Raw genomic sequence first — 24,908 nt, 5'->3', positions numbered from 1 at the left:
GTCACGACCCGCGCCGCCGGGGGCGACGGCGGCTCAGTCCAGCACGGGGGCGAGCAGCCGACGCGCGTCGGCCAGCGCGATCTGCTGGCGCGCGGCCCAGTCGGCGAGCTGGTCGTCGCCGATGCGCCCGACGTTGAAGTAGACGGCCTCGGGATGCGCGAGGTAGAAACCGCTGACGCTGGCCGCCGGCGTCATCGCGAGACTCTCGGTGAGCCCCATGCCGATGCGTTCGGCCTGCAGCAGTTCGAACATGCCGCGCTTGACGGCGTGGTCGGGGCAGGCCGGGTAGCCGGGCGCCGGACGGATGCCGCGGTAGGCCTCGGCGATCAGCTCTTCGTGCGTCAGCAGCTCGTCGGCCGCGTAGCCCCACAGGTCGCGCCGCACGCGCTCGTGCAGCCACTCGGCGAAGGCCTCGGCGAGGCGGTCCGCGAGCGCCTTGAGCATGATCGCCGCGTAGTCGTCGTGGTCGCGCACGAACTGTTCGGCTTTCGCGTCGACGCCGATGCCGGCGGTCACGGCGAACAGGCCGACGTAGTCGGGCGCCACCCCCTTGGGCGCGACGAAGTCGGCCAGGCAGCGGTTCGGACGCGGCACGCCGTCGACGACCGGACGCTCGCTTTGCTGGCGCAGCGGCGACCAGCGCAGCAGCACCTGCTCGCGCGACTCGTCGGCGTACAGCTCGATCGTGTCGTCATCGACGGTGTTCGCGGGCCAGAAGCCGACGACGCCGTGCGCCTGCAGCCAGCGGCCCTTGACGAGGCGCTCGAGCATGCGCTTGCCGTCGGCATAGACGCGCGTGGCCTCGGCGCCGACGACCTCGTCACGCAGGATCTGCGGGAAGCGCCCGGCCAGGTCCCAGGTCTGGAAGAACGGCGTCCAGTCGATGTAGCGCGCCAGTTCGGCCAGGTCCTGGTTGCGGAACTCGCGCCGGCCGAGGAACTTCGGCTTCGGCGGCACGTAGGCCGTCCAGTCGATCGGCGTCTTGTTCGCGCGCGCCTGCGCCAGCGTGACGAGCGGCGTCTTCTTCTTGCCGGCGTGCAGCTCGCGCACGCGCGCGTAGTCGGCCTCGAGCTCGGCGATGAACTTGGCCGCGCGCTCGTCGGACAGCAGATCGGCGCACACGCCGACGCTGCGCGACGCGTCGGGCACGTAGACCACCGGCCCGTCGTAGTGCGGCGCGATCTTGACCGCCGTGTGCACGCGGCTGGTGGTGGCGCCGCCGATCAGCAGCGGGATCTTGCGCAGCCGGAACCAGTCGTCGCGCTGCATCTCGGCGGCGACGTGCTGCATCTCCTCGAGGCTCGGCGTGATCAGCCCCGACAGCCCGATGATGTCGGCGCCCTCGACTTTCGCGCGCGCGAGGATGTCCTGACACGGCACCATCACGCCCATGTTGACGACGTCGAAGTTGTTGCACTGCAGGACGACGGCGACGATGTTCTTGCCGATGTCGTGCACGTCGCCCTTGACGGTCGCGATCACGATCTTGCCCTTCGGGCGGGCCTCGCCGCCGGCGTCGATCAGGGCCTGCTTCTCGGCCTCGATGTAGGGCAACAGGTGCGCGACGGCCTGCTTCATCACGCGCGCGCTCTTGACGACCTGCGGCAGGAACATCTTGCCCTGCCCGAACAGGTCGCCGACGATGTTCATGCCCGCCATCAGCGGGCCTTCGATGACGTGCAGCGGCCGCCCGCCGCGCGCCTCGATCGCGCGCCAGGCCTCTTCCGTGTCCTCGGCGATGTGGTCGGTGATGCCGTGCACCAGCGCGTGGCTGAGCCGCTGCTCGACCGGCAGCGCGCGCCACGCCAGGCGCGCGCCGTCGTCCCTGCCCTGGTCCTTGAACGACTCGGCGATCTCGAGCAGGCGCTCGGTCGCGTCGGCGCGGCGCGCGAGCACGACGTCCTCGACGCGCTCGCGCAGCTGCGGGTCGAGCTCGTCGTAGACGCCGATCTGCCCGGCGTTGACGATGCCCATGTCGAGCCCGGCCTTGATCGCGTGGTACAGGAACACGGTGTGGATCGCCTCGCGCACCGGCTCGTTGCCGCGGAAGCTGAACGAGACGTTGCTGACGCCGCCGCTGACCTTGGCGCCGGGCAGGTTCGCCTTGATCCAGCGCGTCGCCTCGATGAAGTCGACCGCGTAGCGGTCGTGCTCCTCGATGCCGGTGGCGATCGCGAAGATGTTCGGGTCGAAGACGATGTCCTCGGGCGGGAAGTCGACCTCGTCGACCAGGATGCGGTAGGCGCGCTGGCAGATCTCGATCTTGCGCGCGAAGGTGTCGGCCTGGCCCTGTTCGTCGAACGCCATCACGACGGTGGCCGCGCCGTAGCGCCGGATCAGCCGCGCCTGGCGCTTGAACTCGGCCTCGCCCTCCTTCAGCGAGATCGAGTTGACGATGCCCTTGCCCTGCAGGCACTTCAGCCCGGCTTCGATGACGTCCCACTTCGAGCTGTCGATCATCACCGGCACGCGCGCGATCTCGGGCTCGGCGGCGATCAGGTTGAGGAAACGCACCATCGCGGCCTTGCTGTCGAGCATGGCCTCGTCCATGTTGACGTCGATGATCTGCGCGCCGTTCTCGACCTGCTGGCGCGCCACCGCGAGTGCCTGCTCGAACTGGCCGCCGAGGATCAGCCGCGCGAACGCCTTCGAGCCCGTCACGTTGGTGCGCTCGCCGATGTTGACGAACAGCGAGCCGGCACCGATCGTGACCGGCTCGAGACCGGCCAGGCGCATCGGCGGCATCGCGCTCGCCGTGGACGCGGCGGGATCGGGAATCGGATTCGGCAAGGTGGCGGTCATCGCGTCGGCTCGCAGCGCCGCACCGCCTGCGGCTCACCGCCGCCCGGCGGCGCGCCGGTGGGGTGAGCGTCGTTACCGACCGCGGGCGCCATCGCGCCGCACGCGGTGTCCCGAGCCTGGCGACCGGCGGCCGTGCCGCCCGGTCGTCGCAACGCTCCTCGGAACGGATTCGATTCTAGCCAGCGCGCCGGGCGGCCCGCTGCGCCGCCGGCTTACCTCCGGTCACGCGGCTTACCGTCCGATGCGCCCTCGCGGCGCGGCGCGCGCACCCGCGTGGCGTCCAATGCCGGGATGCAACGCAGCAGACTGCTGGCACTGGCGGCCGTGGTGATCGCGGGGTTGCCCGGGTGCGCCGGCGTGCCGCCGAGCGACCCGGTGACCGCCGCGCCGCCCGCGCCCGACCGCCTCGACGCCGAGCAGCGACGCCTCGCGCAGGCGCTGGGCGGCACGCCGGCGCTCGTCGTGCTCGACGACGACGGCGCGCTGTGGGTCGAGCTGCCGGCGGCGCGTGCCTTCGCGCCCGGCCGCGTCGACGTGCAGCCGGCGCTGGCGACGGTGCTCGACGAACTCGCGACGACGCTCGCGCGCGTGCCCTCGGCACGGCTGCGCGTGCGGCTGCCGCCCGATGCCGGCGGGGCCGTGCTCGCCGACCGGCGCACGGCGCAGGTGCGCGTGCGGCTTGCGCGCGCCGGCATCGCGCCGACGCGCGTGCACGCGGGCACGGCCGCGCCGCCCGGGCGCGTGCTGCTCGGCGCCGAACTCGCCGCGGTCAGACCGCCGCCTGCGGGTCGACCAGCGCCGTGAACAGCGGGTCGCGCCGCGAGCGCGGCCGGTAGGCGCCGACCTTTGCGCGGATCGCCGCGATGTGCTGAGGCGTCGTGCCGCAGCAGCCGCCGGCGATGTTGAGCAGCCCGCTGCGCGCGAAGTCTTCCATCAGCGCGGCGGTGACCTCGGGCGTCTCGTCGAAGCCGGTCTCGCTCATCGGGTTCGGCAGCCCGGCGTTGGGGTAGCAGCTGATCCAGGTGTCGGCCGCGACCTTGCCGAGCTCCTCGATGTACGGGCGCATCAGCGCCGCGCCGAGCGCGCAGTTCAGCCCCACCGCGAGCGGGCGTGCGTGCCGCACCGAGTGCCAGAACGCGCCCACCGTCTGCCCCGACAGGATGCGCCCCGACGCGTCGGTCACGGTGCCGCTGACGATCACCGGCAGCCGCTCGCCGGTGTCTTCCATCAGCTCGTCGAGCGCGAAGATCGCGGCCTTCGCGTTGAGCGTGTCGAACACGGTCTCGATCAGGAACAGGTCGACGCCACCTTCGAGCAGCCCCTCGGCCTGCTCGCGGTACGCGGCGCGCAGCTCGTCGAACGTGACGTTGCGCGCGCCGGGGTCGTTGACGTCGGGGCTGATGCTCGCCGTCTTCGGCGTCGGGCCCAGCGCGCCGGCGACGAAGCGCGGCCACGCCGGTGTGGCCGCCGCGTCGGCGGCCGCGCGCGCCAGACGTGCCGCGGCGACGTTCATCTCGCGGGCGAGGTGAGCCAGTGCGTAGTCGGCCTGCGCGATCGCGGTCGCGCCGAAGGTGTTCGTCTCGATGATGTCGGCACCGGCGGCCAGGTAGGCGTCGTGGATCTCGCGCACGAGCGCGGGCCTCGTGAGCACGAGCAGGTCGTTGTTGCCCTTCAGGTCGACCGGATGGTCGGCGAAGCGATCGCCGCGGAACTCGGCCTCGCCGAGCGCATGGCTCTGGATCATCGTGCCCATCGCGCCATCGATGATCACGATGCGCTGCGCGAGCAGCGCCGGCAGCGCCGCACCGCGCGTGTAGGCCAGGGTCTTCATGCGCCCATTCTAGAAAGCCGGCGTGCGGCGGCCGGTGCGGGGACGGCCTGCCACCACGGCCGCCGCCGCGCCGTCTCAGAGTTCGGCGTGCACCGACGGCGCGAACAGCGACGGGCGGAACTCGAGCGGCGCGTGCGCCGTGTGCGCCGCCGCCCCCCCCGAGCGCCCAGCGCGTCAGCGCCTCGGCCGGCATCGGGCGCGCGAAGAAGTAGCCCTGCAGCTCGTCGCAGCCCATTTGCACGAGCAGGTCGCGCTGCACCTCGTCCTCGACGCCTTCGGCGACGACTCTCAGTCCGAGCGCGTGCGCCATCTGCAGCACGGCCTCGACGATCGCGCGCGCGTCGTCGCTGTGCGCGAGGTCGGCGACGAAGCCGCGGTCGATCTTCAGCTCCTCGACCGGCAGCTGGCGCAGGTACGCCAGGCTCGAGTGGCCGGTGCCGAAGTCGTCGATCGAGACGTGGATCCCGGCCGCGCCGAGGCGCTCGAAGGTGCGGCGCGCGGCCGCCGTGTCGGACATCGCCACCGTCTCGGTGATCTCGCAGGTCAGCTGTTTCGGTCGCACGCCGTGGCGCTGCAGCGCTTCGAGCAGGCGGTCGACGAGGGTGTCGTCGCGCAGCTGAAGCGCCGAGAGGTTCACCGCCACGCGCATGCGCAGCCCGGCGTCGCGCCACGCGCGCGCCTGGCGGCAGGCGTCGTCAATGACCCACGCACCGAGAGTGCCGATCAGCCCGTAGCGCTCGGCCAGCGGCACGAACACCGCCGGCGGCACGAGGCCGCGCGTCGGGTGGTCCCAGCGCAGCAGCGCCTCGGCCGCCGTGACCTGCCCGCTGTGGGCGTCGATCTTCGGCTGGTACAGCAGCGTCAGCTCGCCGCGTGCGATCGCGTGGCGCAGGTCGGCCAGCAGACCCAGGCGCTCGACCGCACCCGGGTCGCGCGGCGCTGGCGCAAAGAACGCATGGCCCGCGCCGCCCGAGCGCTTCGCGGCCGCCATCGCCGCGTCGGCATGCGTGATCAGGCGTGCGCCTTCGCCGTGCTCGGGGTACACGGCGATCCCCACCGAGCAGGTCAGGTGCGCCTCGCGGCCGTCGACGACGAAGGGCTGCTGCATCGCCGCGACGACACGCCGCGCGAGCGCGGCCGCGGCATCGCGGCCGCCGTCGACGCGTAGCACGAACGAGTCGCCGCCGATGCGTGCGGCGTCGACGCCGCCGCCGGCCAGGGCCTGCAGCCGGCGGCCCACCTCGCGCAGCACCTCGTCGCCCACCGCATGGCCGAGGCTGTCGTTGACCGAGGCGAAGTCGTCGAGGTCGATGAAAAGCACGGCGCAGCGCCGCTCGCCGGCTCGCGGCTGCGCCGTCGACTGCCGCAGCCGCTGCTCGAAGTGCACCCGGTTCGGCAGCCCGGTCAGCGCGTCACGGAACGCGACGCGCTGCAGTTCGTCGTGCGCCTGCTGCAGCGACGCGGCGAGTGCCGCCGTCTCCTGCGCGCGCCGGCGCCCGCGCACATGGGACACGAGCACGACGACGAGCAGCACGACGACGAGCAGCGCGGCCAGCGACACCGCGCTGCCCGCGCCGAGACCGATCTCGTTCACCCAAGCCGCCATCGCCGCCGAGTGTCGCGGCGCCGGCGCCCGGCCAGCGGCCCGAAAAGCGCGGCCGGGGCGGGTCAGCCGCGGCGATCAGTGCAGCACGACGGGCTGCTGCGCGAGTTCGGTGTAGCGCGAGAGGAAGGCGTCGATCTCGTCTTCCGACGGCTGGCTTTCGATCAGCGCCTGCACGCCTTCGCGGAAGCTGCGTGCCATCGCGCCCTCGAGGAAGATCTCGCGCCGCGCCGACTTGTCGACGATCTCGTAGCCGCCGCGCGCCGTCGCAGCGCCGCCGTCGCTGCCCGCGTCGGCCGGCACCTCGAACTGCACGACAGCGAAGTGGTCGGAGTTGTAGAGCATGTGCATGGCGGTGTGTCCTGCGTCAGAACCTCAACCCGCAGATGAGCGCGCCGCAGCAAGATTCAAGCCCGGGTTCGAGGCCGGGAGGGTGCCCGGCGCACGGGCGGCGGCGGCGCCGTCAGCGCACCGTGGTCGATTCGAGCTCCAGCGTCAGCGAGTCGACGACTTCGCCGGCGCGGCCGATCGTGCTCAGCGTCAGCCGCACCGGCAGGTAATGGCGCTGCGGGTCGAGCCACAGCTCGCCGCGGGTGTCGAACGGCTTGAGCGGCTCGCGGCGCAGCAGCACCGCCTGCACGCGCTCGCCGGCCACCTCGACCGTCTGCACGCCCACGGCGTCGAGCCGCCAGACGGCGACGTCGCCGCGCACGCCGGTGACCTGGTACGCGATCTGCGCGCCGGGGGTGGAGAACTTCTCCGGCGCGGCGGCGACGATGCCGGTGGCCTGCACGAGCCAGCTCAGCCGGTCCTGCGCGCCCGGCCACAGCGGGTGCTCGACCTCGCGGGCGGAGTACGTGATCACCCCGGTGTCGCGCCGGAAGTTGGCCGCGCGGGCGCCGCTGCCGACCTGGCGCATCACGAGCCGGTCCGGCGCGATGCCGTGGGCGTCGATGCGCCCGGTGCTGACCCACTCGAACAGCGGCACGCCGGCGACGCTGCCGTCGAGCGACAGCCGGTAGCCGTCGTCGCGGCGCTGCCAGTCGAGCACCGCGGTCCCGCTGACGATGCCGCGGCGCAGCCGGTACGCCCAGCGCACCGGCGGCGGCAGCCGCGTCGCGTAGACCGGCACGTCGGGCGATGGCGCCACGACCGCCGGCCTCGCCGGGGTACCCGCGGCCAACACCTGCGCAACGGCGACCGCCGCACCGTCGGGCGCCCGCAGGGCCGCGCCCACGGGCGCCGCTGCCGCGTCGGCGTCGCGCGGCGCATCGGCGGCGTCGCCGACTTCGCCCTGCGGCGCGGGCGACGGCGGCGGCGCCTCGACCACCGGCAGCGCCAGCGTCGGCGTGGCCGGCCCGGCTGGCGGCGTCGGCAGCCGCTCGTGCCCCGCGTCGGCGTTCGCCCGCCGGGGCACCGGGCGTTCGGCCACGGGCGGCAGCGCCGCCGCAACAGCCGGCACCGCGACGGCCGGCTCGGCCATCGCGGCGGCGACGACGGCCGGCGCGTCCGGCGGCGCACGCATCGCGCGCACTTCGAGCGTCGCGGGCGCCGTCGCCGCGGCGGATGCGCCGGCGTCGACGCGCCGCGCCACCGGCCAGCCCTGCAGCGCGCCGACATGCAGCCCGAGCACGGCGGCCGCGACGGCGACGACCGCGCTGCGCCGCTGCCAGCGAGCGCGCGCGGCAGCGGCTCGGCCGGCGCCGACAATGGCGCGGTTGTCCGCAGGATCGATCATGAAGCTAGCCACCTACCACGACGGTTCGCGCGACGGCCAGTTGGTCGTCGTCTCGCGCGATCTCGCACAGGCCCATTTTGCGACCGGCATCGCGACGCGCCTGCAGCAGGTGCTCGACGACTGGAACTTCGTCTCGCCGCAGCTCGAGGACCTGTACGCGACGCTCAACGGCGGCAAGGCGAGGCACGCGTTCGCGTTCGAGCCGCAGCGCTGCCTCGCGCCGCTGCCGCGCGCGCCGCAGTGGGTCGACGCGGCGGCGTACCCGAGCCACGTCGAGCGCCTGCGGCGCGCGCGCGGCGCCGAAGTCCCGGCCGACCTGCACGAGGTGCCCCGGCTCGAGCAGCGCGCCAGCGACGCGCTGCTGGGCCCGCGCGCGACGCCGCGCTTCGCCGACGCGGACGCGGGCATCGACTTCGAGGCGGGGCTGGCCGTCGTCACCGGCGACGTCGCGGCCGGCGCGACGCCGGCGCAGGCGCTCGACGGCGTGCGGCTCGTGCTGCTGTCGCTCGACTGGACGCTGCGCCACGCCGACCCCGCTCTGCTGCCGCCGGCCGGCGCCTTCGCGCCGGTGGCCGTGACGCCCGACGAACTCGGTGCGGCATGGGACGGCGGCCGCGTGCGACTCGGGATCCACGTCGACCTCAACGGCCGCCGCTTCGGCCGCGTTGACGCGGCCGCGGGCCTGGCGTTCGACTTCGGCCGCCTGATCGCGCAGGTCGCGCGCACGCGCGCGCTGCGCGCCGGCAGCATCGTCGGCGCCGGCGCCGCGAGCGTCGACGACGCAGGCAGCGGCTTCGCGTGCGTCGCCGAGCAGCGCGCGCTCGAAGTGCTCGAGCACGGCGCGCCGCGCACCGACTACCTGCGCTTCGGCGACACGGTGCGCGTCGACGTGCCCGGCACCGACGGCGTTTCGGTGTTCGGCGCGATCGAGCAGACGGTGGCCGCCTACGTCGCGTAGACGGCGTCGAGCGAGCGGAAGCCCTTGACCTCGATCGGGTTGCCCGACGGGTCGCGGAAGAACATCGTCCACTGCTCGCCCGGCTGGCCCTCGAAGCGCACCTGCGGCGGCAGCACGAAGTCGACGCCGGCCGCCTCAAGCCGCCGCGCGAGCGCCTGCCAGTCGGGCAGCTCGAGCACGACGCCCAGGTGCGGCATCGGCACCCAGTGGTCGCCGACGCGGCCGGTGTCGGCGGTCACAAACGGCGCGCCCAGGTGCAGCGACAGCTGGTGGCCGAAGAAGTCGAAGTCGACCCAGGTCGCGGTGCTGCGGCCTTCGCGGCAGCCGAGCACGCCGCCGTAGAAGGCGCGCGCGGCGTCGAGGTCGGTCACGTGGTAAGCGAGGTGGAACAGGCTGCGCATCGGTGGGGCTTGTGCGGTCCGTGGCATGGACGTGCCCGGGCGACTGCAGTGGCGCGCGTCCGACGGCGTGCTGACGATCGACCTGCGACGATCAGCGTGCCGCGTTCGCGTCGGCCACCGTCAGCGCCGTCATGTTGACGACGCGGCGCACGGTGGCCGACGGCGTCAGGATGTGCACCGGCTTGGCCGCGCCGAGCAGCACCGGGCCGATCGCGATGCCGCCGCCGGCAGCCGTCTTCAGCAGGTTGTAGGCGATGTTCGCGGCGTCGATGTTCGGCAGCACGAGCAGGTTGGCCTCGCCGTGCAGCGTGCTGCGCGGCATCAGCTCCTGGCGGTACGCGGCGTCGAGCGCGGTGTCGCCGTGCATCTCGCCGTCAACCTCGAGCCACGGCGCGCGCTGCTGGACGAGCGCCAGCGCGTCGCGCATCTTGACCGCCGAGGGCCGGTCGCTCGAGCCGAAGTTGGAGTGCGACAGCAGCGCGGCCTTCGGCACCAGCCCGAGGCGCTTCATCTCCTCGGCGGCGAGCACCGTGATCTCGGCGACCTGCGCGGCGTCGGGGTCGTAGTTGACGTGCGTGTCGACGAGGAACACCTGCCGCCCGGGCAGGATGAGCCCATTCATGCACGCGTAGGTGTTGACGCCCGGGCGGCGGCCGATGACCTGGTCGATGAAGGCCAGGTGCATGCCGGTGGTGCCCCAGGTGCCGCAGATCAGCCCGTCGACCTCTCCCTTGTGCAGCATCATCGCGCCGATCAGCGTCAGGCGGCGGCGCATCTCGATCTTGGCCAGCTGCTGCGTGACGCCGCGGCGCTCCATCATGCGGTGGTAGGTCTGCCAGTAGTCGCGGTAGCGCGGGTCGTTCTCGACGTTGACGACGTCGTAGTCGCGCCCCTGCTGCAGCCGCAACCCGAAGCGCTCGATGCGCTGCGCGATCACCGCCGGGCGGCCGATCAGCGTGGGCCGCGCGAGTTCCTCGTCGACGACGATCTGCACCGCGCGCAGCACGCGCTCCTCCTCGCCCTCGGCGTAGGCCACGCGGTTGTGGCGCGCGCGCTTGGCGAGGTTGAAGATCGGCTTCATCGTCGTGCCCGACGCGTAGACGAAGCTCTGCAGCCGCTCGCGGTACGCCGCGAAGTCGACGATCGGGCGCGTGGCCACGCCCGATTCGGCCGCGGCCTGCGCCACCGCCGGCGCGATGCGGATCATCAGCCGCGGGTCGAACGGCTTCGGGATCAGGTACTCGGGGCCGAACGACAGCGTCGCGCCGGCATAGGCGGCGGCGACGACTTCGCTCTGCTCGGCCTGCGCGAGCTCGGCGATCGCGTGCACCGCGGCGAGCTTCATCGCGTCGGTGATCGTCGTCGCGCCGCAGTCGAGCGCGCCGCGGAAGATGTACGGGAAGCACAGGACGTTGTTGACCTGGTTCGGGTAGTCGCTGCGCCCGGTGGCCATCACGGCGTCGTCGCGCACCGCCTTGACCTCCTCGGGCAGGATCTCGGGCGTCGGGTTCGCCAGCGCGAAGATCAGCGGGCGCGGCGCCATCTTGGCGACCATCTCGGGCTTGAGCACGCCGCCCGCCGACAGGCCGAGGAACACGTCGGCGCCGCCGATCACATCGGCGAGCGAGCGTGCGTCGGTGTCCTGCGCGAACTCGGCCTTGTCGGGGTCCATCAGCTCGGTGCGGCCCCGGTAGACGACGCCGGCCAGGTCGGTGACCCACACGTGCTCGCGCTTGAGGCCCAGCTGCAGCAGCAGCTTCAGGCACGCGAGCGCCGCGGCGCCGGCGCCCGAGCACACGAGCTTGACGTCCTCGATGCGCTTGCCGACGACTTGGAGCCCGTTGAGCATCGCCGCGCCGACGACGATCGCGGTGCCGTGCTGGTCGTCGTGGAACACCGGGATCTTGAGCCGCTCGCGCAGCTTGCGCTCGACGTAGAAGCAGTCGGGCGCCTTGATGTCCTCGAGGTTGATGCCGCCGAAGGTCGGCTCGAGTGCGGCGATCACGTCGACCAGCCGGTCGAGGTTCTTCTCCTGCAGCTCGAGGTCGAACACGTCGATGCCGGCGAACTTCTTGAACAGCACCGCCTTGCCTTCCATCACCGGCTTGGCCGCCAGCGGGCCGATGTCGCCGAGGCCGAGCACCGCCGTGCCGTTGGTGACGACGGCCACCAGGTTGCCGCGCGCGGTGTAGCGGAACGCGTGCGCCGGGTCGGCGACGATCTCTTCGCACGCGAACGCGACGCCGGGCGAGTACGCGAGCGCGAGCTCGCTCTGGTTCGTCAGGCTCTTGGTCGGCGCGATCGCCAGCTTGCCCGGCGTCGGGAACTCGTGGTACTCGAGCGCGGCGCGACGCAGTTCGACGCGGGGTTGGTCTTTCGAGGTCATGGCGCGTGTCCCGGCGGCGTACCCCGGCGGGAGGTCCGCGGGGCGTCGATCAGAGGGGCGCTGATTCTAGGAGCCGGGGCCACGGGCGCACCGGTGCGGGTGCAATGCGTGGCACCGCGTACGCACGGCGCGGGCGCGATACTGCCAGCCCTGCCCGCCGATGACGCACGCCTCCGCTGACGCCCCCGAACGCCGCCGCGTCGCGCGGCGCGCACTGCCATGGGCGCTGCTCGTCGTGCTGCTCGTCGTCGCGCAGTCGCTGCTCGTCGTGCTGACGCTGCGCCACGAGGAGACGCGCGCGCAGGACGAGGCCGAGGCCGTCGCCGCCGAGGCGTCGACCGCGCTGCGCGGCGAATTGCTGCGCACGCTGCAGAGCCTGCAGTCGCTGCTGTGGAACGACCCGTCGCCGGCGGCGTGGCGGTTCGACGCCGCCGAGATGCTGCGCGCGCGGCGCGACGTGCTACGGCTGGAGCGCCGCGACGCCGCGATGGCCGTCACCGCCGAGATCGACTCGCCGTACGGCACGCCGCTGTTCGCGACGCTGCCGCGCGCGCAGATGAGCGCCGAGGCCGACGCCGCGTGCCGCACCGCGCGCCGCACCGCAGCGCCACACTTCTCGCGCAGCTACTTCGTGCCGCTGCCCGGCGGGCTCGGGCTCGAGGTGATGGACGTGTGCGTGCCGATCGGCGGCGGCGCGGCCGGCACCGACGCGGTGATGGTGGCGACGCTGTCGCTGGCCGGCGTGCTCGAGCGCGCGCTCGGCGGCGAGGCGCTGCGGCGGCACGAGATCAGCCTCGTCGAAGGCGACGGCACGCGGCTGGCGCGCGCCGGCAGCCAGCGCGGCGCCGGGGTGTACCGCGCCGAGCGCATCGTCGACCTGCCGGGCACGACGCTGCAGCTGCGCGCCGACGGCGTCGAGGGCCACCCGCGCCTGATCCCGAACCTGACGCTGGCGCTGGTGCTCGGCCTGTCGGCGGCGCTGTTCGCGCTCGTGCTGCTGCTCGCGCGCGACGTGCGCCGGCGTGCGCAGGCCGAGGCGGCACTCGCCGAGGCGCTGGCGTTTCGCAAGGCGATGGAGGACTCGCTGTCGACCGGCCTGCGCGCGCGCGACCTCGCCGGGCGCATCACCTACGTCAACCCGGCGTTCTGCCAGATGGTGGGCTTCAGCGCCGACGAGCTGCGCGCCGCCGCGACGCCGCCGTACTGGCCACCCGAGCACGCGGCGACGTACGCGCAGCGGCAGTCGTCGCGGCTGGCGTCGCTGCAGACGGCCGCCGACACGCGCGAGGGCTACGAGACCGTGTTCATGCGCAAGGACGGCGAGCGCTTCCCGGTGATGATCTACGAGGCGCCGCTGGTCGACGGCAGCGGCCGCCACACCGGCTGGATGAGCGCCGTGCTCGACATGAGCGCGCAGCGCCGCGTCGAGGACCTGTCGCGCCAGCAGCAGGAGCGGCTGCAGGCGGCAGCGCGGCTGGCCACCGTGGGCGAGATGGCCTCGCTGCTCGGCCACGAGCTGAACCAGCCGCTGGCGGCGATCGCCAGCTATGCCAGCGGCTCGCTGAACCTGCTCGAGCACCCCGACGACGAGACGCCCGGGCTGCTGCGCCAGGCGCTCGCGCGCATCGCCGAGCAGGCCGAGCGCGCCGGGCGCGTGATCAAGAGCGTGCACGACTTCGTGCGCCGGCGCGAGCAGGCGCACGAGCCGATCCGCGCCGACCAGCTGCTCGACGCGGTGCTGCCGCTGGTGCGGCTGCAGGCGCGCAAGAGCGGCACGCGCGTCGACGTCGAGCTGCCGCAGCCGGTGCCGCGCGTGCGCTGCGACCGCACGATGATCGAGCAGGTGCTGCTGAACCTGACGCGCAACGGCATCCAGGCGATGGAGCGCGACACGCCGCCCGCGCAGCGCGTGCTGACGCTGCGCGTGCACGCGGCGCAGGGGCGCCGCGTCGCGTTCTCGGTGACCGACGCTGGCCCCGGCATCGCGCCCGACGTCGCGCAGCGCCTGTTCACGCCGTTCTTCACGACGCGGCGCGAAGGCATGGGCCTGGGGCTGAGCCTGTGCCGCACCGTGATCGAGCAGCACGGCGGCGCGCTCGACTTCGACACGCGCACCGCCGCCGACGCCGGCGGCGGCACCGGCACGACGTTTCGCTTCACGCTGCCGCTGGACACCGCGCCGGCGCGCGCGGACACGCCGGCGCAGACCGTCGAGCAGTAGCCGGCGCTGTCCCATACTCTGCCCATGACGTCCGCTGCCGTGCCGATCGTCTACCTCGTCGACGACGAGGACGTCGTGCGCGACGCGCTGGCGTGGCTGCTGCGCTCGCGCCGGCTGCTGTCGGAGGGCCACGCCAGCGCCGAGGCGTTCGAGGCGATGCTCGACGCGCTGCCGCCGGCCGTGCGTGCCGACTGGCCGCGCGCGCCGTCGTGCCTGCTGCTCGACGTGCGCATGCCGGGCACCAGCGGGCTGGCGCTGTTCGAGCGCCTCGTCGAGCGCGGCCTCACGGACCGGCTGCCGGTGATCTTCCTCACCGGCCACGGCGACGTGCCCACGGCGGTGGCCGCCGTCAAGCGCGGTGCGTTCGACTTCGTCGAGAAGCCGTTCTCCGACAACGCGCTCGTCGACCGCGTCGAGCAGGCGCTGGCCGCCAGCGCGGCGGCGATCGCCGCGCGCGCGCGCCAGCGCGCAGTGGCCGACGCGGTGGCCGAGCTGACCGAACGCGAGCGCGACGTGATGCGCCTCGTCGTCGCCGGACGGCCGAACAAGCTGATCGCTGACGCGCTCGACATCAGCGTGCGCACGGTGGAGGTGCACCGCGCGCGGGTGTTCGAGAAGATGCGCGTCAAGTCGGCGGTCGAACTCGCCAACCTGCTGCGCGAACATGGGCTGGCGCCCGAGCCCGAGGCGCATTGACCGCGGCGTGCGTGCCCGGCGACGTTGGCGCGCCGCGCTGGCCGCGCTGCTCGTCGCGGCGGGCGTCGCCCGCGCGCAAGACAGCGGCCCGGTGCCGCTCGAGCGGTTGTACACCAGCGACGTCGGCGTGCTGTTCACGGTGGCCGTCGAGATCGGCGGCGAGCGCGGCCGCTGGCTCGTCGACACCGGGGCGAGCCGGCACCTCGTGACCCCGGCGTTCGCACGGCGCCTGGGTCTGCGCGAACTCGGCCGCAGCGGCGCCGACACCGCCTTCGGGACACTGCATGGGCCCGAGGTCGCGCTGCCGTCGCTGCGGCTCGGGCAGCGGCGTCTCGACGGGCAGCGCGCCCTCGTCGTCGACGTGCCGGCCCTCGCCGGGCCCGCGACGGCAGGCATCGACGGCGTGCTGGGTGCGCCCGCGCTGCTCGATGGCGCGCTCGACCTGGACCTCGCAGCCTCCGTGCTGCGCACGCGCGCCGACGCGCCCGCCGGCTGCGATGCCCCGCGTGCCGCGTTGCCGCTCGAGCTGCGACGCGGCCTGCCGGTCGTCGCGCTGCGCGTCGAGGGGCGCATCGCGTTCGCGCTGATCGACACCGGCTACGCCGGAGCGCTGGCGCAGATCGACGGCGAGCGGCCCGCCGCGCGCGCCAGCGACGTCGCGCTCGGGCCGCTCGTGCGCCGCCAGGTGCCGGTGATGGCGCTGCGCGCCCCGGCGCTGCGAGTGGCACTGGCCGGCGACGCGCGCCAGGACGATGTCACGGCGCTGGCCGGTGCCGCGCTGCTCGACGGTGCGGCACTGCGGCTGAGCCCGCGCGACGGTGTGCTGTGTGTCGCCCCCGACGAACGCACGCTGAGCGGCAGTTTCGGCTTCGGCCTGGGCGCCGATGCCAACGGCCTGTTCGTCGACGCGGTATCGGACGGCAGTCCGGCGGCGCTGGCCGGCCTGCGCGAGGGCGACCGGGTGCGGCAGTGGAACGGCGCCGCGCCGACGACGGTGGCCGACGCGTGGGCCGCCGTGCACGGGCTGGACATGATGACGCTCGTCGTCGAACGCCACGGTGTCGCGATCGCGCGCGTGCTGCGGCGCGCGCACCCTGCACCGCCGCCTTGACGGCGGCTGCGCGCCGGATGGCGCCGCCGACATCGCGCAGTCAGTCCGTGTCGACCGCCTCGGCGAGGCTGCGCGTGACCACCGGCGGCGTCGGCCCGCGGTGCAGCGCGTTGCGACGCTCGCGCAGCGCGAGGTCGGCCGCCGTCATGCGGTCGAAGCGGCGCAGGTGCTCGACCCACGATTCGTCGACGAAATACTCGACGTAGCGCCCGGGCTGCGCCGCGTCGCGGAACAGCCACCAGCTGAGCACGCCCTGGCGCAGCCGCGCGCGGCGCGTGTCGCGCATCACCGCGCGGAAGGCGGCCTCGTCGGCGGGGTCGATCAGGTACTCGATGCTGACCAGCACCGGCCCCTCGTGCGGGTCGCGCGGGCCGGCCAGCGGCGGCGGCGCGAGCGGCGCCGGTGTCAGGTCCTCGCCCTCGCGCGCCTCGATGCTCAGCCGCCGCGTCGCGAGCACGATCGCCAGGCCGGTGGCCGCCGACAGCAGCAGCGCGCTGCGCAGGCTCGTCCAGTGCGCGACCTGGCCCCACAGCGCCGCGCCGACCGCCGCCCCGCCCATCAGCGCCATCTGGTAGATCGACATGCCGCGCGCGCGCACCCAGTCGGGCAGCGCGAACTGCGCCGACAGCGTCAGCGAGTTGGCCACCGAGATCCACGCCATGCCGGCCACCAGCATGCCCGGCGCGGCGACCCACACCGTCGGCGCGAGCGCGACGGTGCTCATCGCCGCGACCTGCAGCAGCGAGCCCCAGCGCAGCATCTGGTCGTAGCTCAGCCACCGGCGCAGCCCCTGCATCTGGGCGGCGGCGAGCACGGCGCCGGCACCCATGCACGCGAGCAGCAGCGTGAAGCTGCCGGCGCCACCCCCCTCGAGACCCTGCGCGACCAGCGGCAGCAGCGCGAGCAGCGCGGTCGACTGCATGAAGAACAGCGCCACGCGCAGCAGCACGACGTGCATGCGCTGGCTCTGGCGCACGTACTGCAGCCCGACGCGGATCGCGCCGACGAAGCGCTCGGCCGGCAGCGCCTTGGCCTGCACCTCGCGCTTCCAGCGCCAGATCGCGAGCGCCGCGCCGACCGACAGCACCGCGTTGAGCACGAACACCCACACCGTGCCGGCGCCGGCGATGATCGCGCCGGCGGCCACCGGGCCGATGATGCGCGACGCGTTCATCGCGATGCCGTTGAGCGCCAGTGCCGGCGACAGCTGCGCCTTCGGCACCACCTCGGGCACCAGCGCGGCGAACACCGGCCAGCGCATCGCCAGCCCGATGCCGTTGAGGAAGGTCAGCGCCAGCAGCAGCGGCGGCGTCATCGCGCCGGCCAGCAGCACCAGGCACACCAGCGTGGCCACCGCGGCGACCCACACCTGCGTGACCATCAGGTAGCGCCGGCGGTCGACGATGTCGGCCAGCGCGCCGCTGGCCAGCCCGAGCAGGAACACCGGCAGGGTGGAGGCCGTCTGCACCAGCGCGACCCAGCCCGGCGTGCCGGCGAGCTGCGTCATCAGCCACGCGGCGGCGACGTCGTTCATCCACATGCAGGCGTTGGCGGTGACCCACACCACCCACAGCATGCGGAACACCGGCAGCGCCAGCGGCGACCACGCCGTCACCCGCGGCGCCGCGTCGGCCTGCGGGGGCGGTGCGTCGCTCGGCGTCGTCATGGGCGCACGTTAGCACCGCGGTGCGCGGCTCCAAGCCGCGACGATGGCGGCGACAATGACGCGATGGCCCTCGGCGAGTTCGACCTCATTGCAAAGTACTTCAGCCACCCGGCGCGGCGCTCGCCGCTGGGTGTGGGCGACGACTGCGCACTGCTCGCGCCGGCGCCGGGCATGCAGCTCGCGGTGTCGAGCGACCTGCTCGTCGAGGGGCGGCACTTCCTGTCCACCGTGGCGCCCGAGCGCCTGGGCCACAAGGCGCTGGCCGTCAATCTGAGCGACCTCGCCGCGTGCGGCGCGCAGCCGCTGGCGTTCACGCTGGCCCTGTCGATGCCGCGCGTCGACGAGGCCTTCCTCGACGGCTTCGCGCGCGGGCTGTACGCGCTGGCCGACGCGCACGGCGTCGAGCTGGTCGGCGGCGACACGACCGCCGGGCCGCTGGCGATCTGCATCACCGTCTTCGGCGAGGTCCCGGCCGGCCAGGCGCTGCTGCGCAGCGGCGCGCGCGCCGGCGACGACCTGTGGGTCAGCCACCCGCTGGGCGGCGGCCTCGGCGACGCGCGGCTTGCGCTCGAGATGTTCCGCGGCACCGTGGCGGTGACGCCCGACTTCGAGCGCCTGCGCCTGGCGATGGAGTGCCCGCAGCCGCGCGTGGCGCTCGGCGTCGCGCTGCGCGGCGTGGCCACCAGCGCGATCGACCTCAGCGACGGGCTCGTCGGCGACCTCGGGCACCTGCGCGAGCGCTCGCGCGTCGGCGCCGTCGTCGACGTCGACGCGCTGCCGCGCAGCGCCGCGCTGGCCGCGCAGCCGCGCGCGCGCCAGCTCGAATGCATGGTCTCGGGTGGCGACGACTACGAGCTGCTGTTCACCGCGCCGAGCGCGCAGCGCGACGCGGTGCACGCCGCCGGCGCGGCCGCCGGCGTCGGCGTCGCGCGCATCGGGCGCATCGTCGAGGAGCCCGGGCTGCGGCTCGTCGACGCGCGCGGCGAACCGGTGCGCGGCGACTTCGCCGCGTTCGACCACTTCGCGGCGCCATGACGGCCGACGCGATCGCCGCACCGCCGCGCCGCGCGAGCGCCGGCTTCATGCTCGGGCACCCGGCACGCTGGATCGCGCTGGGCTTCGGCAGCGGGCTGTCGCCCTGGGCGCCGGGCACCGTGGGCACGCTGTGGGCGTGGCTCGCGTTCCTGCTGCTCGACCACTGGCTCGACGACGCCGGCTGGGCCGTCGCGCTGCTCGTCGCGTTCGCGGTCGGCTGGTGGGCGTGCACGCGCACCGCGCGCGACCTCGGCAGCGCCGACCCGAGCGCGATCGTGTGGGACGAGGTCGTCGCGTTCTGGATCGTGCTGTGGCTCGTGACGCCGGCGGGCTTCTGGAGTCAGGCGGCGGCGTTCGCGCTGTTTCGCCTGTTCGACGCGGCCAAGTGGGGGCCGGTGCGCTGGGCCGACCGCGCGTTCAAGGGCGCCGCCGGCCAGCCGCCGGGCTGGGCGCAGGGCTTCGGCATCCTGTTCGACGACCTCGTCGCGGCGCTGTGCACGCTGCTCGTCGTCGCGCTCGCGCGCTGGCTCTGATGCTCGACCTCGCCGCCATCGAGCCGCTGGTGCAGCCGCTGGCCGCGGCGCTGACGGCACGGGGGCGGCGGCTGGCGACGGCCGAGAGCTGCACCGGCGGGCTGATCGCCGCCGCGTGCACTGCGCTGGCCGGCTCGAGCCTGTGGTTCGAGCGCGGCTTCGTGACCTACAGCAACGAGGCCAAGACCGAGCTGCTCGGCGTGCCGGCGGCGCTGATCGCCGCGCACGGCGCCGTCAGCGAGGAGGTCGCGCGCGCGATGGCCGCCGGCGCGCTCGCGCACTCGCACGCCGACATCGCGGTCGCCGTCACCGGCATCGCCGGCCCCGGCGGCGCGACGCCGGGCAAGCCGGTGGGCCTCGTGTGGCTCGCTTGGGCGACGCGCGACGGCACGGCCGGCGCGCGCCGGCTGCAGCTGCCCGGCGACCGCGCCGCGGTGCGCGCCACCACGGTGGCCGAGGCGCTGCGGCAGGCGCTGGCGCTCGCCTGAGCGTTGGGCGGCGCGCCGTCTGCCCGCACCGCGACGTGTCCGCCCGGAACCGGCAGGCACAATGGGCTGGATCGCAGAAACGTCGACACACGCATCACACCCGCCACACCCGCGAGGAGGCCACGGCGATGGACGACAGAGGCGAAGGCGCCGACTTCACGAAGCTGGTGCCCGGCTTCGACTTCCTGCAGACGCTGGTCAAGACAGCCGGCGCTACGGTGCCCAGCGTCGGCCAGTGGGTCGCGCCGACGCTGGACCCCGACGAGATCGACAAGCGTATCGGCGAGCTGCGCACCGTCCAGTTCTGGCTCGAGCAGAACGCGCGCCTGCTGGCCTCGACGATCCAGGCGCTCGAGGTGCAGCGCATGACGCTTTCGACGCTGAAGACGATGAACGTGCAGATGGCCGACCTGCGCGAGGCGCTGACGATCCGCAGGCCCGAGACCGCCGCGCCGGCGGCCGGCGAGCCGAAGGCCGCCGAGGCTGCCGCGAGTGCGCCGCCGGCACCGAAGCCGGCGCGCAAGCGCACGCCACGCCCGGCCGCCGGCGCCGAGCCCCCCGCGCCGGCCGCGGTCGACCCGATGCAGTGGTGGAGCGCGCTGACGCGACAGTTCACCGAGATCGCGACCCAGGCTCTGCGCGACACCCAGGCCGCGGCGGCCTCGCCCCCCGCCCCGCCGCCGGCAGCCACGCCCGGCGCCGCTGCCGCCGCCGCTGCGCCGGCAGCGCCGACGCCGGCCGCGCGGCGCACGCGTGCAGCGGCTGCGAACGCGCCGGCCAAGGGCGCGGCAGGCCGCAAGACGACGCGCAAGGACCCCGCCGAGCGCGCGCGCTGACGCGCGCGCACCGCCGTTCGCTGCGCTGCCGGCCGTGATCCACGCCTCGATCCCCGCCGAGGGCCCCGCCCGCCGCTTGCGATGACCTTGCCGTTCCAGCACGCCCACGCGACCCACCCCGACTGGCGCATCGCGCTGTCGCTCGCGGCGGCGCAGCTCGACGCCCAGCGCGACGCCCCACTCGACCGGCACCGCCGCGGTGGCGGTGGCCGTGCCGCCGACGCACCGACGCTGGGCTTCGTCTATGTCACCGACCATTACGCCGGCGACGCCGACGCGCTGCTCGACGCGCTGCGCCGGCGCTGGCCGGGCGTCGCATGGGTCGGCGCGGTGGGCGTCGGCGTGGCCGCCGGCGGCGTCGAGTACATCGACGAGCCGGCGCTGGTGCTGATGCTCGCCGCGCTGCCGCGCGAGAGCTTTCGCGTGTTCTCGGGCGCGCAGCCGCTGGGCCGCTTCGACGCGCACACCGCGCTCGTGCACGCCGACGGCACGACGCCCGACCTCGCCGAGCTGATCGCCGAGCTCGCCGCGCGCACCGGCTCGGGCTACCTGTTCGGCGGGCTCGCGTCGTCGCGCGGCGCCGTCGTGCACTTCGCCGACGGCGCGTGGCGCGGCGGGCTGTCGGGCGTCGCGTTCACGCGCGACGTCGCGCTGGTGTCGCGCGTGACGCAGGGCTGCCAGCCGGTGGCGCCGGCGCGGCGTGTGACGGCCGCCGAGCGCCACGTCGTGCGCACGCTCGACGGCGAGCCCGCGCTCGACTGCCTGCTGCGCGACCTCGGCGTCGACCCGCGCCACCCGCGCAGCGCGCTGGCGCGCATCCGCACGACGCTCGTCGGCCTGAGCGATGGCGACGTGCCGGGGCTCGCGCGTGCCGGCCCGTTCGGCGTCGACACGCGTGTGCGTCACCTGGTGGGTATCGACCCCGCCGAGCGCGCGATCGCGGTGGCCGACGTCGTCGAGCCGGGCATGCAGCTCGCGTTCTGCCAGCGCGACGCCGACGCCGCACGGCGCGACCTCGTGCGCATCTGCGCCGAGATCCGCGAAGAGCTCGGCGCCGACGCGACGCAGCCGGTGGCCGCCGCAGGCGTGCCCGCCGCCGCGGCCCCGTTCGATGCGGCGTCGCGCATCCGCGGCGCGATCTACGTCAGCTGCGCCGGGCGTGGCGGTCCGCACTTCGGCGGACCGTCGGCCGAGCTGCAGATCGTGCGGCGCGCGCTCGGCGATGTGCCGCTGGCCGGCTTCTTCGCCGGCGGCGAGATCGGCCATCGCCACCTGTACGGCTACACCGGCGTGCTGACGGTCTTCGTCGGGCGCTGACCGCGCGCCCGCCATTCAGTCGGCCGTGCGCGGACAGCCGGCCATTGCAGCGGCCGGCGCAAAGGCGTTTTGACCGCACGCCGGCGCGGGCCGTGGCCGGCAGCGGCGCTGGCCACGCTACATTGCCGCACCCCGCCGTGCCGCGTGAGGCGGGTGGCCCGCGCCCGAGGACCCCGCGATGAACGCTCCCGAATCCGCTGCCCCGCTCGCCGGCGCCGAACGCGCCGCGCGCCAGGCCGAGGTCGTCGCCGCGCTGCAGCGCGTGCTGCCGGCGCACGCGCTGCTGTGGCACGCCGAAGACACGGTGCCGTACGAGTGCGACGGCCTCACCGCCTACCGCGAGCGCCCGCTCGCGGTCGCGCTGCCCGAGACCGAGGCGCAGGTCGCCGCGGTGCTGAAGGCCTGCCATCGGCTGCAGGTGCCGGTCGTCGCGCGCGGCGCGGGCACCGGGCTGTCGGGCGGCGCGATGCCGCATGCGCTCGGCGTGACGCTGAGCCTGGCCAAGTTCAACAAGATCCTGAAGGTCGATCCGGCGAGCCGCACCGCCACCGTGCAGTGCGGCGTGCGCAACCTCGCGATCAGCGAAGCCGCCGCACCGTACGGCCTGTATTACGCGCCCGACCCGTCGAGCCAGATCGCGTGCACGATCGGCGGCAACGTCGCCGAGAACTCGGGCGGCGTGCACTGCCTGAAGTACGGGCTGACGGTGCACAACGTGCTGCAGGTGCGCGGCTTCACCGTCGACGGGGAGCCGGTCACGTTCGGCAGCGAGGCGCTCGACGCGCCGGGGCTGGACCTGCTGGCCGCCGTCGTCGGCAGTGAGGGCATGCTCGCGGTGACGACCGAGGTCGTCGTCAGGCTGGTACCCAAGCCGCGGCTGGCGCGCTGCATCATGGCCAGCTTCGACGACGTGCGCAAAGCCGGCGACGCGGTGGCCGCCGTGATCGCCGCAGGGATCATCCCGGCCGGCCTCGAGATGATGGACAAGCCGATGACGGCCGCCGTCGAGGACTTCGTCCACGCCGGCTACGACCTCGACGCGGCGGCGATCCTGCTGTGCGAGAGCGACGGCACGCCCGAGGAGGTGGCCGAGGAGATCGAGCGCATGCAGGCCGTGCTGTCGGCCGCCGGCGCGACGCGGCTGCAGGTCAGTCGCAGCGAACAGGAACGGCTCACGTTCTGGAGCGGGCGCAAAAACGCGTTCCCGGCCAGCGGGCGCATCAGCCCCGACTACATGTGCATGGACAGCACGATCCCGCGCAAGAAGCTGGCCGACATCCTGCTCGCGATCGCCGAGATGGAAACGAAGTACGGGCTGCGCTGCTGCAACGTGTTCCACGCCGGCGACGGCAACCTGCACCCGCTGATCCTGTTCGACGCCAACGACCCCGACCAGCTGCGCCGCGCCGAGCTGTTCGGCGCCGACATCCTCGAGACCAGCGTGCGCCTGGGCGGCACCGTGACCGGCGAGCACGGCGTCGGCGTCGAGAAGCTCAACTCGATGTGCGTGCAGTTCAGCCCCGAGGAGAGCGAGCAGATGCTCGCGCTCAAGCGCGCGTTCGACCCGGCCGGGCTGCTGAACCCGGGCAAGGTGATTCCGACGCTCGCGCGCTGCGCCGAGTACGGGAAGATGCACGTGCGCAAGGGCCTGCTGCCCTTCCCCGAACTGGAGAGGTTTTGATGGCACCCCCCCGAAGCGCCTTCGGCGCCTCCCCCCCACGGGGGCGCCGCCAGCGCAGCGGCGAAGCCGGATCCGCGGCGGCCGCTGGATCGGCCCGGCGTACCGCGAGGGCCGCGTCGCAGCACGCGCAGGAGGCCTGAATGGACGCGGCTCTGGCACGGCTCGTCGAGCGGGTGCAGGCGGCGCGCGCGGGTCGTACGGCGCTCGAGATCCGCGGTGGGGGCACGAAGGCGTTCTACGGTGGTGAGCCCGTCGGCGAGCCGTTGGACGTGCGCGAGCTCACCGGCATCAGCCGCTACGAGCCGAGCGAGCTCGTCGTCGCGGTGCGCGCCGGCACGCCGCTGGCCGAGCTCGAGGCGGCACTGGCCGCGCAGGGCCAGTGCCTGCCGTTCGAGCCGCCGCGCTTCGGCAGCATCGACGATGCGGGGGGCACCGTCGGCGGCATGGTCGCCGCGGGCCTGGCCGGCCCGGCGCGCGCGGCGGTGGGCGGCGTGCGCGACTACGTGCTCGGCGCGACGATGCTCAACGGCAAGGCCGAAGTCCTGAGCTTCGGCGGCCAGGTGATGAAGAACGTCGCCGGCTACGACGTGGCGCGGCTGCTCGCCGGCTCACTCGGGATCCTCGGCGTGATCTGCGAGGTGTCGCTGAAGGTGCTGCCGGCGCCGGTGGCGCGCGCGACGCTGCGCTTCGAGATGGACCAGGCGCAGGCCATCCGCGACCTCAATGCGTGGGGCGGCCAGCCGCTGCCGCTCAACGCCAGCGCTTGGTGGCAGAGCACGCTCGCGGTGCGGCTGGCCGGTGCCCGTGCGGCGGTCGACGCCGCGTGCGCGCAGCTCGGCGGCGAACGCGTCGACGACGCCCTCGCCGCTGCGTTCTGGGACGGACTGCGCGACCAGCGCGACGAGTTCTTCACCGCCGCGCACGCGAGGGTCGCTGCCGGCGCCGCGCTGTGGCGCCTGTCGTTGCCGCCGACGACGCCGCCGCTGGCGCTCGCCGGCGACGTGCTCGTCGAGTGGGGTGGCGCGCAGCGCTGGCTGGTGAGCGACGAGGCGCCGCAGCGCATCCGCGATGCCGCGGCGGCCGCCGGCGGCCACGCGACGCTGTGGCGCGGCGGCGACCGCCGTGCCGGCGCATTCGCGCCGCTGCCGCCCGCGCTGGCACGGATCCACCGCGAGCTGAAGACCGCGTTCGACCCCGACCGCGTCTTCAACCCGGGCCGGCTGTACCCGGATCTCTGAGCGATCGCCGATGGACGCGTTGCGGGGCCTCGCGGTGCTGCTGCTGTGCCAGTCGGCCGGCGAGGCGCTCGCGCGGCTGACGCACGCGCCGCTGCCGGGGCCGGTGCTCGGGCTGCTGATCCTCGTGGCGCTGCTGCGTGTCGAGGCGCTGCGCCGCCCGGTGGCCGCTGCGGCCGACGCGCTGCTCGCGCACCTGTCGCTGCTGTTCGTGCCGGTGGGCGTCGGCGTCGTCGTGCACCTGGACCTGATCGCGCGCTTCGGCGTGCGCATGGCGGTGGCCGTCGTGCTGTCGACGTGGGTCGGCCTCGCGGTGACGGCGCTCGTGCTGCGCGCGCTGCTGCCCGGCCCGGCGCAGGCCTGAGGGACG

20 protein-coding genes, 1 pseudogene and 1 riboswitch are annotated in these 24,908 nt (G+C 74.3%); of the genes and pseudogenes, 13 read left to right on the top strand and 8 right to left on the bottom strand.

Going from position 1 to position 24,908, the window contains the following annotated elements:
- Positions 1–33: 33 nt before the first annotated feature.
- On the bottom strand, positions 34–2,745 hold the full coding sequence (gene metH, locus DRV96_RS07365) for a methionine synthase (RefSeq protein ID WP_119289418.1): 2,712 nt from the start codon (positions 2,743–2,745) through the stop codon (positions 34–36).
- 114 nt (positions 2,746–2,859) lie between these two features.
- A riboswitch (S-adenosyl-L-homocysteine riboswitch) is annotated at positions 2,860–2,968 on the bottom strand.
- A 125-nt stretch (positions 2,969–3,093) separates the two neighbouring features.
- On the opposite strand from metH, the gene DRV96_RS07360 reads away from it, so the two are divergent.
- Positions 3,094–3,606 (top strand): OmpA family protein, encoded by a 513-nt coding sequence (locus DRV96_RS07360; RefSeq protein ID WP_119289416.1) that lies wholly within the window; start codon positions 3,094–3,096, stop codon positions 3,604–3,606.
- On the opposite strand, the gene DRV96_RS07355 is transcribed toward DRV96_RS07360, so the two are convergent.
- The 4 genes and pseudogenes from DRV96_RS07355 to DRV96_RS07340 form a co-directional block, all read right to left on the bottom strand.
- Positions 3,572–4,633 (bottom strand): homocysteine S-methyltransferase family protein, encoded by a 1,062-nt coding sequence (locus DRV96_RS07355; RefSeq protein WP_119289413.1) that lies wholly within the window; start codon positions 4,631–4,633, stop codon positions 3,572–3,574. The two genes, DRV96_RS07360 and DRV96_RS07355, sit on opposite strands and share 35 nt — an antisense overlap.
- A gap of 253 nt (positions 4,634–4,886) precedes the next feature.
- A pseudogene (locus DRV96_RS18840) lies at positions 4,887–6,239 on the bottom strand (putative bifunctional diguanylate cyclase/phosphodiesterase); the annotation flags it as partial.
- Between the two features lie 75 nt (positions 6,240–6,314).
- On the bottom strand, positions 6,315–6,587 hold the full coding sequence (locus DRV96_RS07345; protein ID WP_119289411.1) for a BTH_I0359 family protein: 273 nt from the start codon (positions 6,585–6,587) through the stop codon (positions 6,315–6,317).
- 112 nt (positions 6,588–6,699) lie between these two features.
- Entirely contained in the window at positions 6,700–7,974 is a 1,275-nt protein-coding gene (locus DRV96_RS07340) for a DUF3108 domain-containing protein (protein WP_119289409.1), read from the bottom strand.
- Here DRV96_RS07340 and DRV96_RS07335 point away from each other — a divergent pair.
- Positions 7,973–8,932, top strand: a complete 960-nt coding sequence (locus tag DRV96_RS07335) for a fumarylacetoacetate hydrolase family protein (protein ID WP_119289407.1) — start codon at positions 7,973–7,975, stop codon at positions 8,930–8,932. The genes DRV96_RS07340 and DRV96_RS07335 overlap by 2 nt on opposite strands.
- On the opposite strand, the gene DRV96_RS07330 is transcribed toward DRV96_RS07335, so the two are convergent.
- On the bottom strand, positions 8,920–9,333 hold the full coding sequence (locus DRV96_RS07330) for a VOC family protein (RefSeq protein WP_119289405.1): 414 nt from the start codon (positions 9,331–9,333) through the stop codon (positions 8,920–8,922). The two genes, DRV96_RS07335 and DRV96_RS07330, sit on opposite strands and share 13 nt — an antisense overlap.
- A gap of 91 nt (positions 9,334–9,424) precedes the next feature.
- Complete coding sequence (locus DRV96_RS07325; protein ID WP_119289403.1) at positions 9,425–11,719, bottom strand: NADP-dependent malic enzyme; 2,295 nt, start codon at positions 11,717–11,719, stop codon at positions 9,425–9,427.
- 160 nt (positions 11,720–11,879) lie between these two features.
- Between DRV96_RS07325 and DRV96_RS07320 the strand changes: the two genes are divergently transcribed.
- From DRV96_RS07320 to DRV96_RS07310, 3 genes are read left to right on the top strand one after another with little or no spacing between them, the layout of a single operon-like run.
- On the top strand, positions 11,880–13,940 hold the full coding sequence (locus DRV96_RS07320) for an ATP-binding protein (RefSeq protein ID WP_119289401.1): 2,061 nt from the start codon (positions 11,880–11,882) through the stop codon (positions 13,938–13,940).
- Positions 13,941–13,964: 24 nt separating this feature from the next.
- Positions 13,965–14,636: a response regulator transcription factor gene (locus tag DRV96_RS07315; protein WP_119289399.1), complete on the top strand. Its 672-nt coding sequence runs from the start codon at positions 13,965–13,967 to the stop codon at positions 14,634–14,636.
- 7 nt (positions 14,637–14,643) lie between these two features.
- Positions 14,644–15,747, top strand: coding sequence for a retropepsin-like aspartic protease (locus DRV96_RS07310; RefSeq protein ID WP_162910976.1), 1,104 nt, complete (start codon positions 14,644–14,646; stop codon positions 15,745–15,747).
- A 40-nt stretch (positions 15,748–15,787) separates the two neighbouring features.
- On the opposite strand, the gene DRV96_RS07305 is transcribed toward DRV96_RS07310, so the two are convergent.
- Positions 15,788–17,413 (bottom strand): MFS transporter, encoded by a 1,626-nt coding sequence (locus DRV96_RS07305; protein ID WP_119289396.1) that lies wholly within the window; start codon positions 17,411–17,413, stop codon positions 15,788–15,790.
- Positions 17,414–17,476: 63 nt separating this feature from the next.
- On the opposite strand from DRV96_RS07305, the gene thiL reads away from it, so the two are divergent.
- The 8 genes from thiL to DRV96_RS07265 all read left to right on the top strand — a co-directional run bounded on the left by thiL (position 17,477) and on the right by DRV96_RS07265 (position 24,902).
- Positions 17,477–18,448, top strand: coding sequence for a thiamine-phosphate kinase (gene thiL / locus DRV96_RS07300; protein WP_119289393.1), 972 nt, complete (start codon positions 17,477–17,479; stop codon positions 18,446–18,448).
- Positions 18,445–18,981 carry a phosphatidylglycerophosphatase A family protein gene (locus tag DRV96_RS07295; RefSeq protein ID WP_119289391.1) on the top strand — a complete coding sequence of 179 codons (537 nt, stop codon included), beginning with the start codon at positions 18,445–18,447 and terminating at the stop codon, positions 18,979–18,981. The genes thiL and DRV96_RS07295 overlap by 4 nt, the downstream gene beginning before the upstream one ends.
- Positions 18,981–19,469, top strand: coding sequence for a CinA family protein (locus DRV96_RS07290; protein ID WP_119289388.1), 489 nt, complete (start codon positions 18,981–18,983; stop codon positions 19,467–19,469). The genes DRV96_RS07295 and DRV96_RS07290 overlap by 1 nt, the downstream gene beginning before the upstream one ends.
- A 128-nt stretch (positions 19,470–19,597) precedes the next feature.
- A complete protein-coding gene (locus DRV96_RS07285) occupies positions 19,598–20,305 on the top strand; it encodes a PhaM family polyhydroxyalkanoate granule multifunctional regulatory protein (RefSeq protein WP_119289386.1) in 708 nt (235 codons plus the stop codon).
- Positions 20,306–20,386: 81 nt separating this feature from the next.
- Positions 20,387–21,622, top strand: coding sequence for an FIST signal transduction protein (locus DRV96_RS07280; protein WP_119289384.1), 1,236 nt, complete (start codon positions 20,387–20,389; stop codon positions 21,620–21,622).
- A gap of 178 nt (positions 21,623–21,800) precedes the next feature.
- Positions 21,801–23,303 (top strand): FAD-linked oxidase C-terminal domain-containing protein, encoded by a 1,503-nt coding sequence (locus tag DRV96_RS07275; protein WP_119289382.1) that lies wholly within the window; start codon positions 21,801–21,803, stop codon positions 23,301–23,303.
- Between the two features lie 140 nt (positions 23,304–23,443).
- Positions 23,444–24,541, top strand: coding sequence for a glycolate oxidase subunit GlcE (gene glcE, locus DRV96_RS07270; protein ID WP_119289380.1), 1,098 nt, complete (start codon positions 23,444–23,446; stop codon positions 24,539–24,541).
- 10 nt (positions 24,542–24,551) lie between these two features.
- Positions 24,552–24,902, top strand: coding sequence for a CidA/LrgA family protein (locus DRV96_RS07265; RefSeq protein WP_119289377.1), 351 nt, complete (start codon positions 24,552–24,554; stop codon positions 24,900–24,902).
- Positions 24,903–24,908 lie beyond the last annotated feature (6 nt).

The organism is Azohydromonas sediminis (assembly GCF_003574675.1).
In the GTDB taxonomy this organism is placed as follows: domain Bacteria; phylum Pseudomonadota; class Gammaproteobacteria; order Burkholderiales; family Burkholderiaceae_C; genus Calidifontimicrobium; species Calidifontimicrobium sediminis.
This window is presented reverse-complemented; position numbering and strand designations above follow the sequence as displayed.

Coding starts and splice junctions, on each gene's coding strand:
- DRV96_RS07315 (WP_119289399.1), top strand. CDS start 13,965: ATGACGTCCGCTGCCGTGCCGATCGTCTACCTCGTCGACGACGAGGAC.
- DRV96_RS07290 (WP_119289388.1), top strand. CDS start 18,981: ATGCTCGACCTCGCCGCCATCGAGCCGCTGGTGCAGCCGCTGGCCGCG.
- DRV96_RS07360 (WP_119289416.1), top strand. CDS start 3,094: ATGCAACGCAGCAGACTGCTGGCACTGGCGGCCGTGGTGATCGCGGGG.
- DRV96_RS07320 (WP_119289401.1), top strand. CDS start 11,880: ATGACGCACGCCTCCGCTGACGCCCCCGAACGCCGCCGCGTCGCGCGG.
- DRV96_RS07355 (WP_119289413.1), bottom strand. CDS start 4,633: ATGAAGACCCTGGCCTACACGCGCGGTGCGGCGCTGCCGGCGCTGCTC.
- metH (WP_119289418.1), bottom strand. CDS start 2,745: ATGCCGCCGATGCGCCTGGCCGGTCTCGAGCCGGTCACGATCGGTGCC.
- DRV96_RS07330 (WP_119289405.1), bottom strand. CDS start 9,333: ATGCGCAGCCTGTTCCACCTCGCTTACCACGTGACCGACCTCGACGCC.
- DRV96_RS07280 (WP_119289384.1), top strand. CDS start 20,387: ATGACCTTGCCGTTCCAGCACGCCCACGCGACCCACCCCGACTGGCGC.
- DRV96_RS07340 (WP_119289409.1), bottom strand. CDS start 7,974: ATGATCGATCCTGCGGACAACCGCGCCATTGTCGGCGCCGGCCGAGCC.
- DRV96_RS07275 (WP_119289382.1), top strand. CDS start 21,801: ATGAACGCTCCCGAATCCGCTGCCCCGCTCGCCGGCGCCGAACGCGCC.
- DRV96_RS07335 (WP_119289407.1), top strand. CDS start 7,973: ATGAAGCTAGCCACCTACCACGACGGTTCGCGCGACGGCCAGTTGGTC.
- DRV96_RS07305 (WP_119289396.1), bottom strand. CDS start 17,413: ATGACGACGCCGAGCGACGCACCGCCCCCGCAGGCCGACGCGGCGCCG.
- DRV96_RS07295 (WP_119289391.1), top strand. CDS start 18,445: ATGACGGCCGACGCGATCGCCGCACCGCCGCGCCGCGCGAGCGCCGGC.
- DRV96_RS07345 (WP_119289411.1), bottom strand. CDS start 6,587: ATGCACATGCTCTACAACTCCGACCACTTCGCTGTCGTGCAGTTCGAG.
- DRV96_RS07265 (WP_119289377.1), top strand. CDS start 24,552: ATGGACGCGTTGCGGGGCCTCGCGGTGCTGCTGCTGTGCCAGTCGGCC.
- thiL (WP_119289393.1), top strand. CDS start 17,477: ATGGCCCTCGGCGAGTTCGACCTCATTGCAAAGTACTTCAGCCACCCG.
- DRV96_RS07325 (WP_119289403.1), bottom strand. CDS start 11,719: ATGACCTCGAAAGACCAACCCCGCGTCGAACTGCGTCGCGCCGCGCTC.
- glcE (WP_119289380.1), top strand. CDS start 23,444: ATGGACGCGGCTCTGGCACGGCTCGTCGAGCGGGTGCAGGCGGCGCGC.
- DRV96_RS07285 (WP_119289386.1), top strand. CDS start 19,598: ATGGACGACAGAGGCGAAGGCGCCGACTTCACGAAGCTGGTGCCCGGC.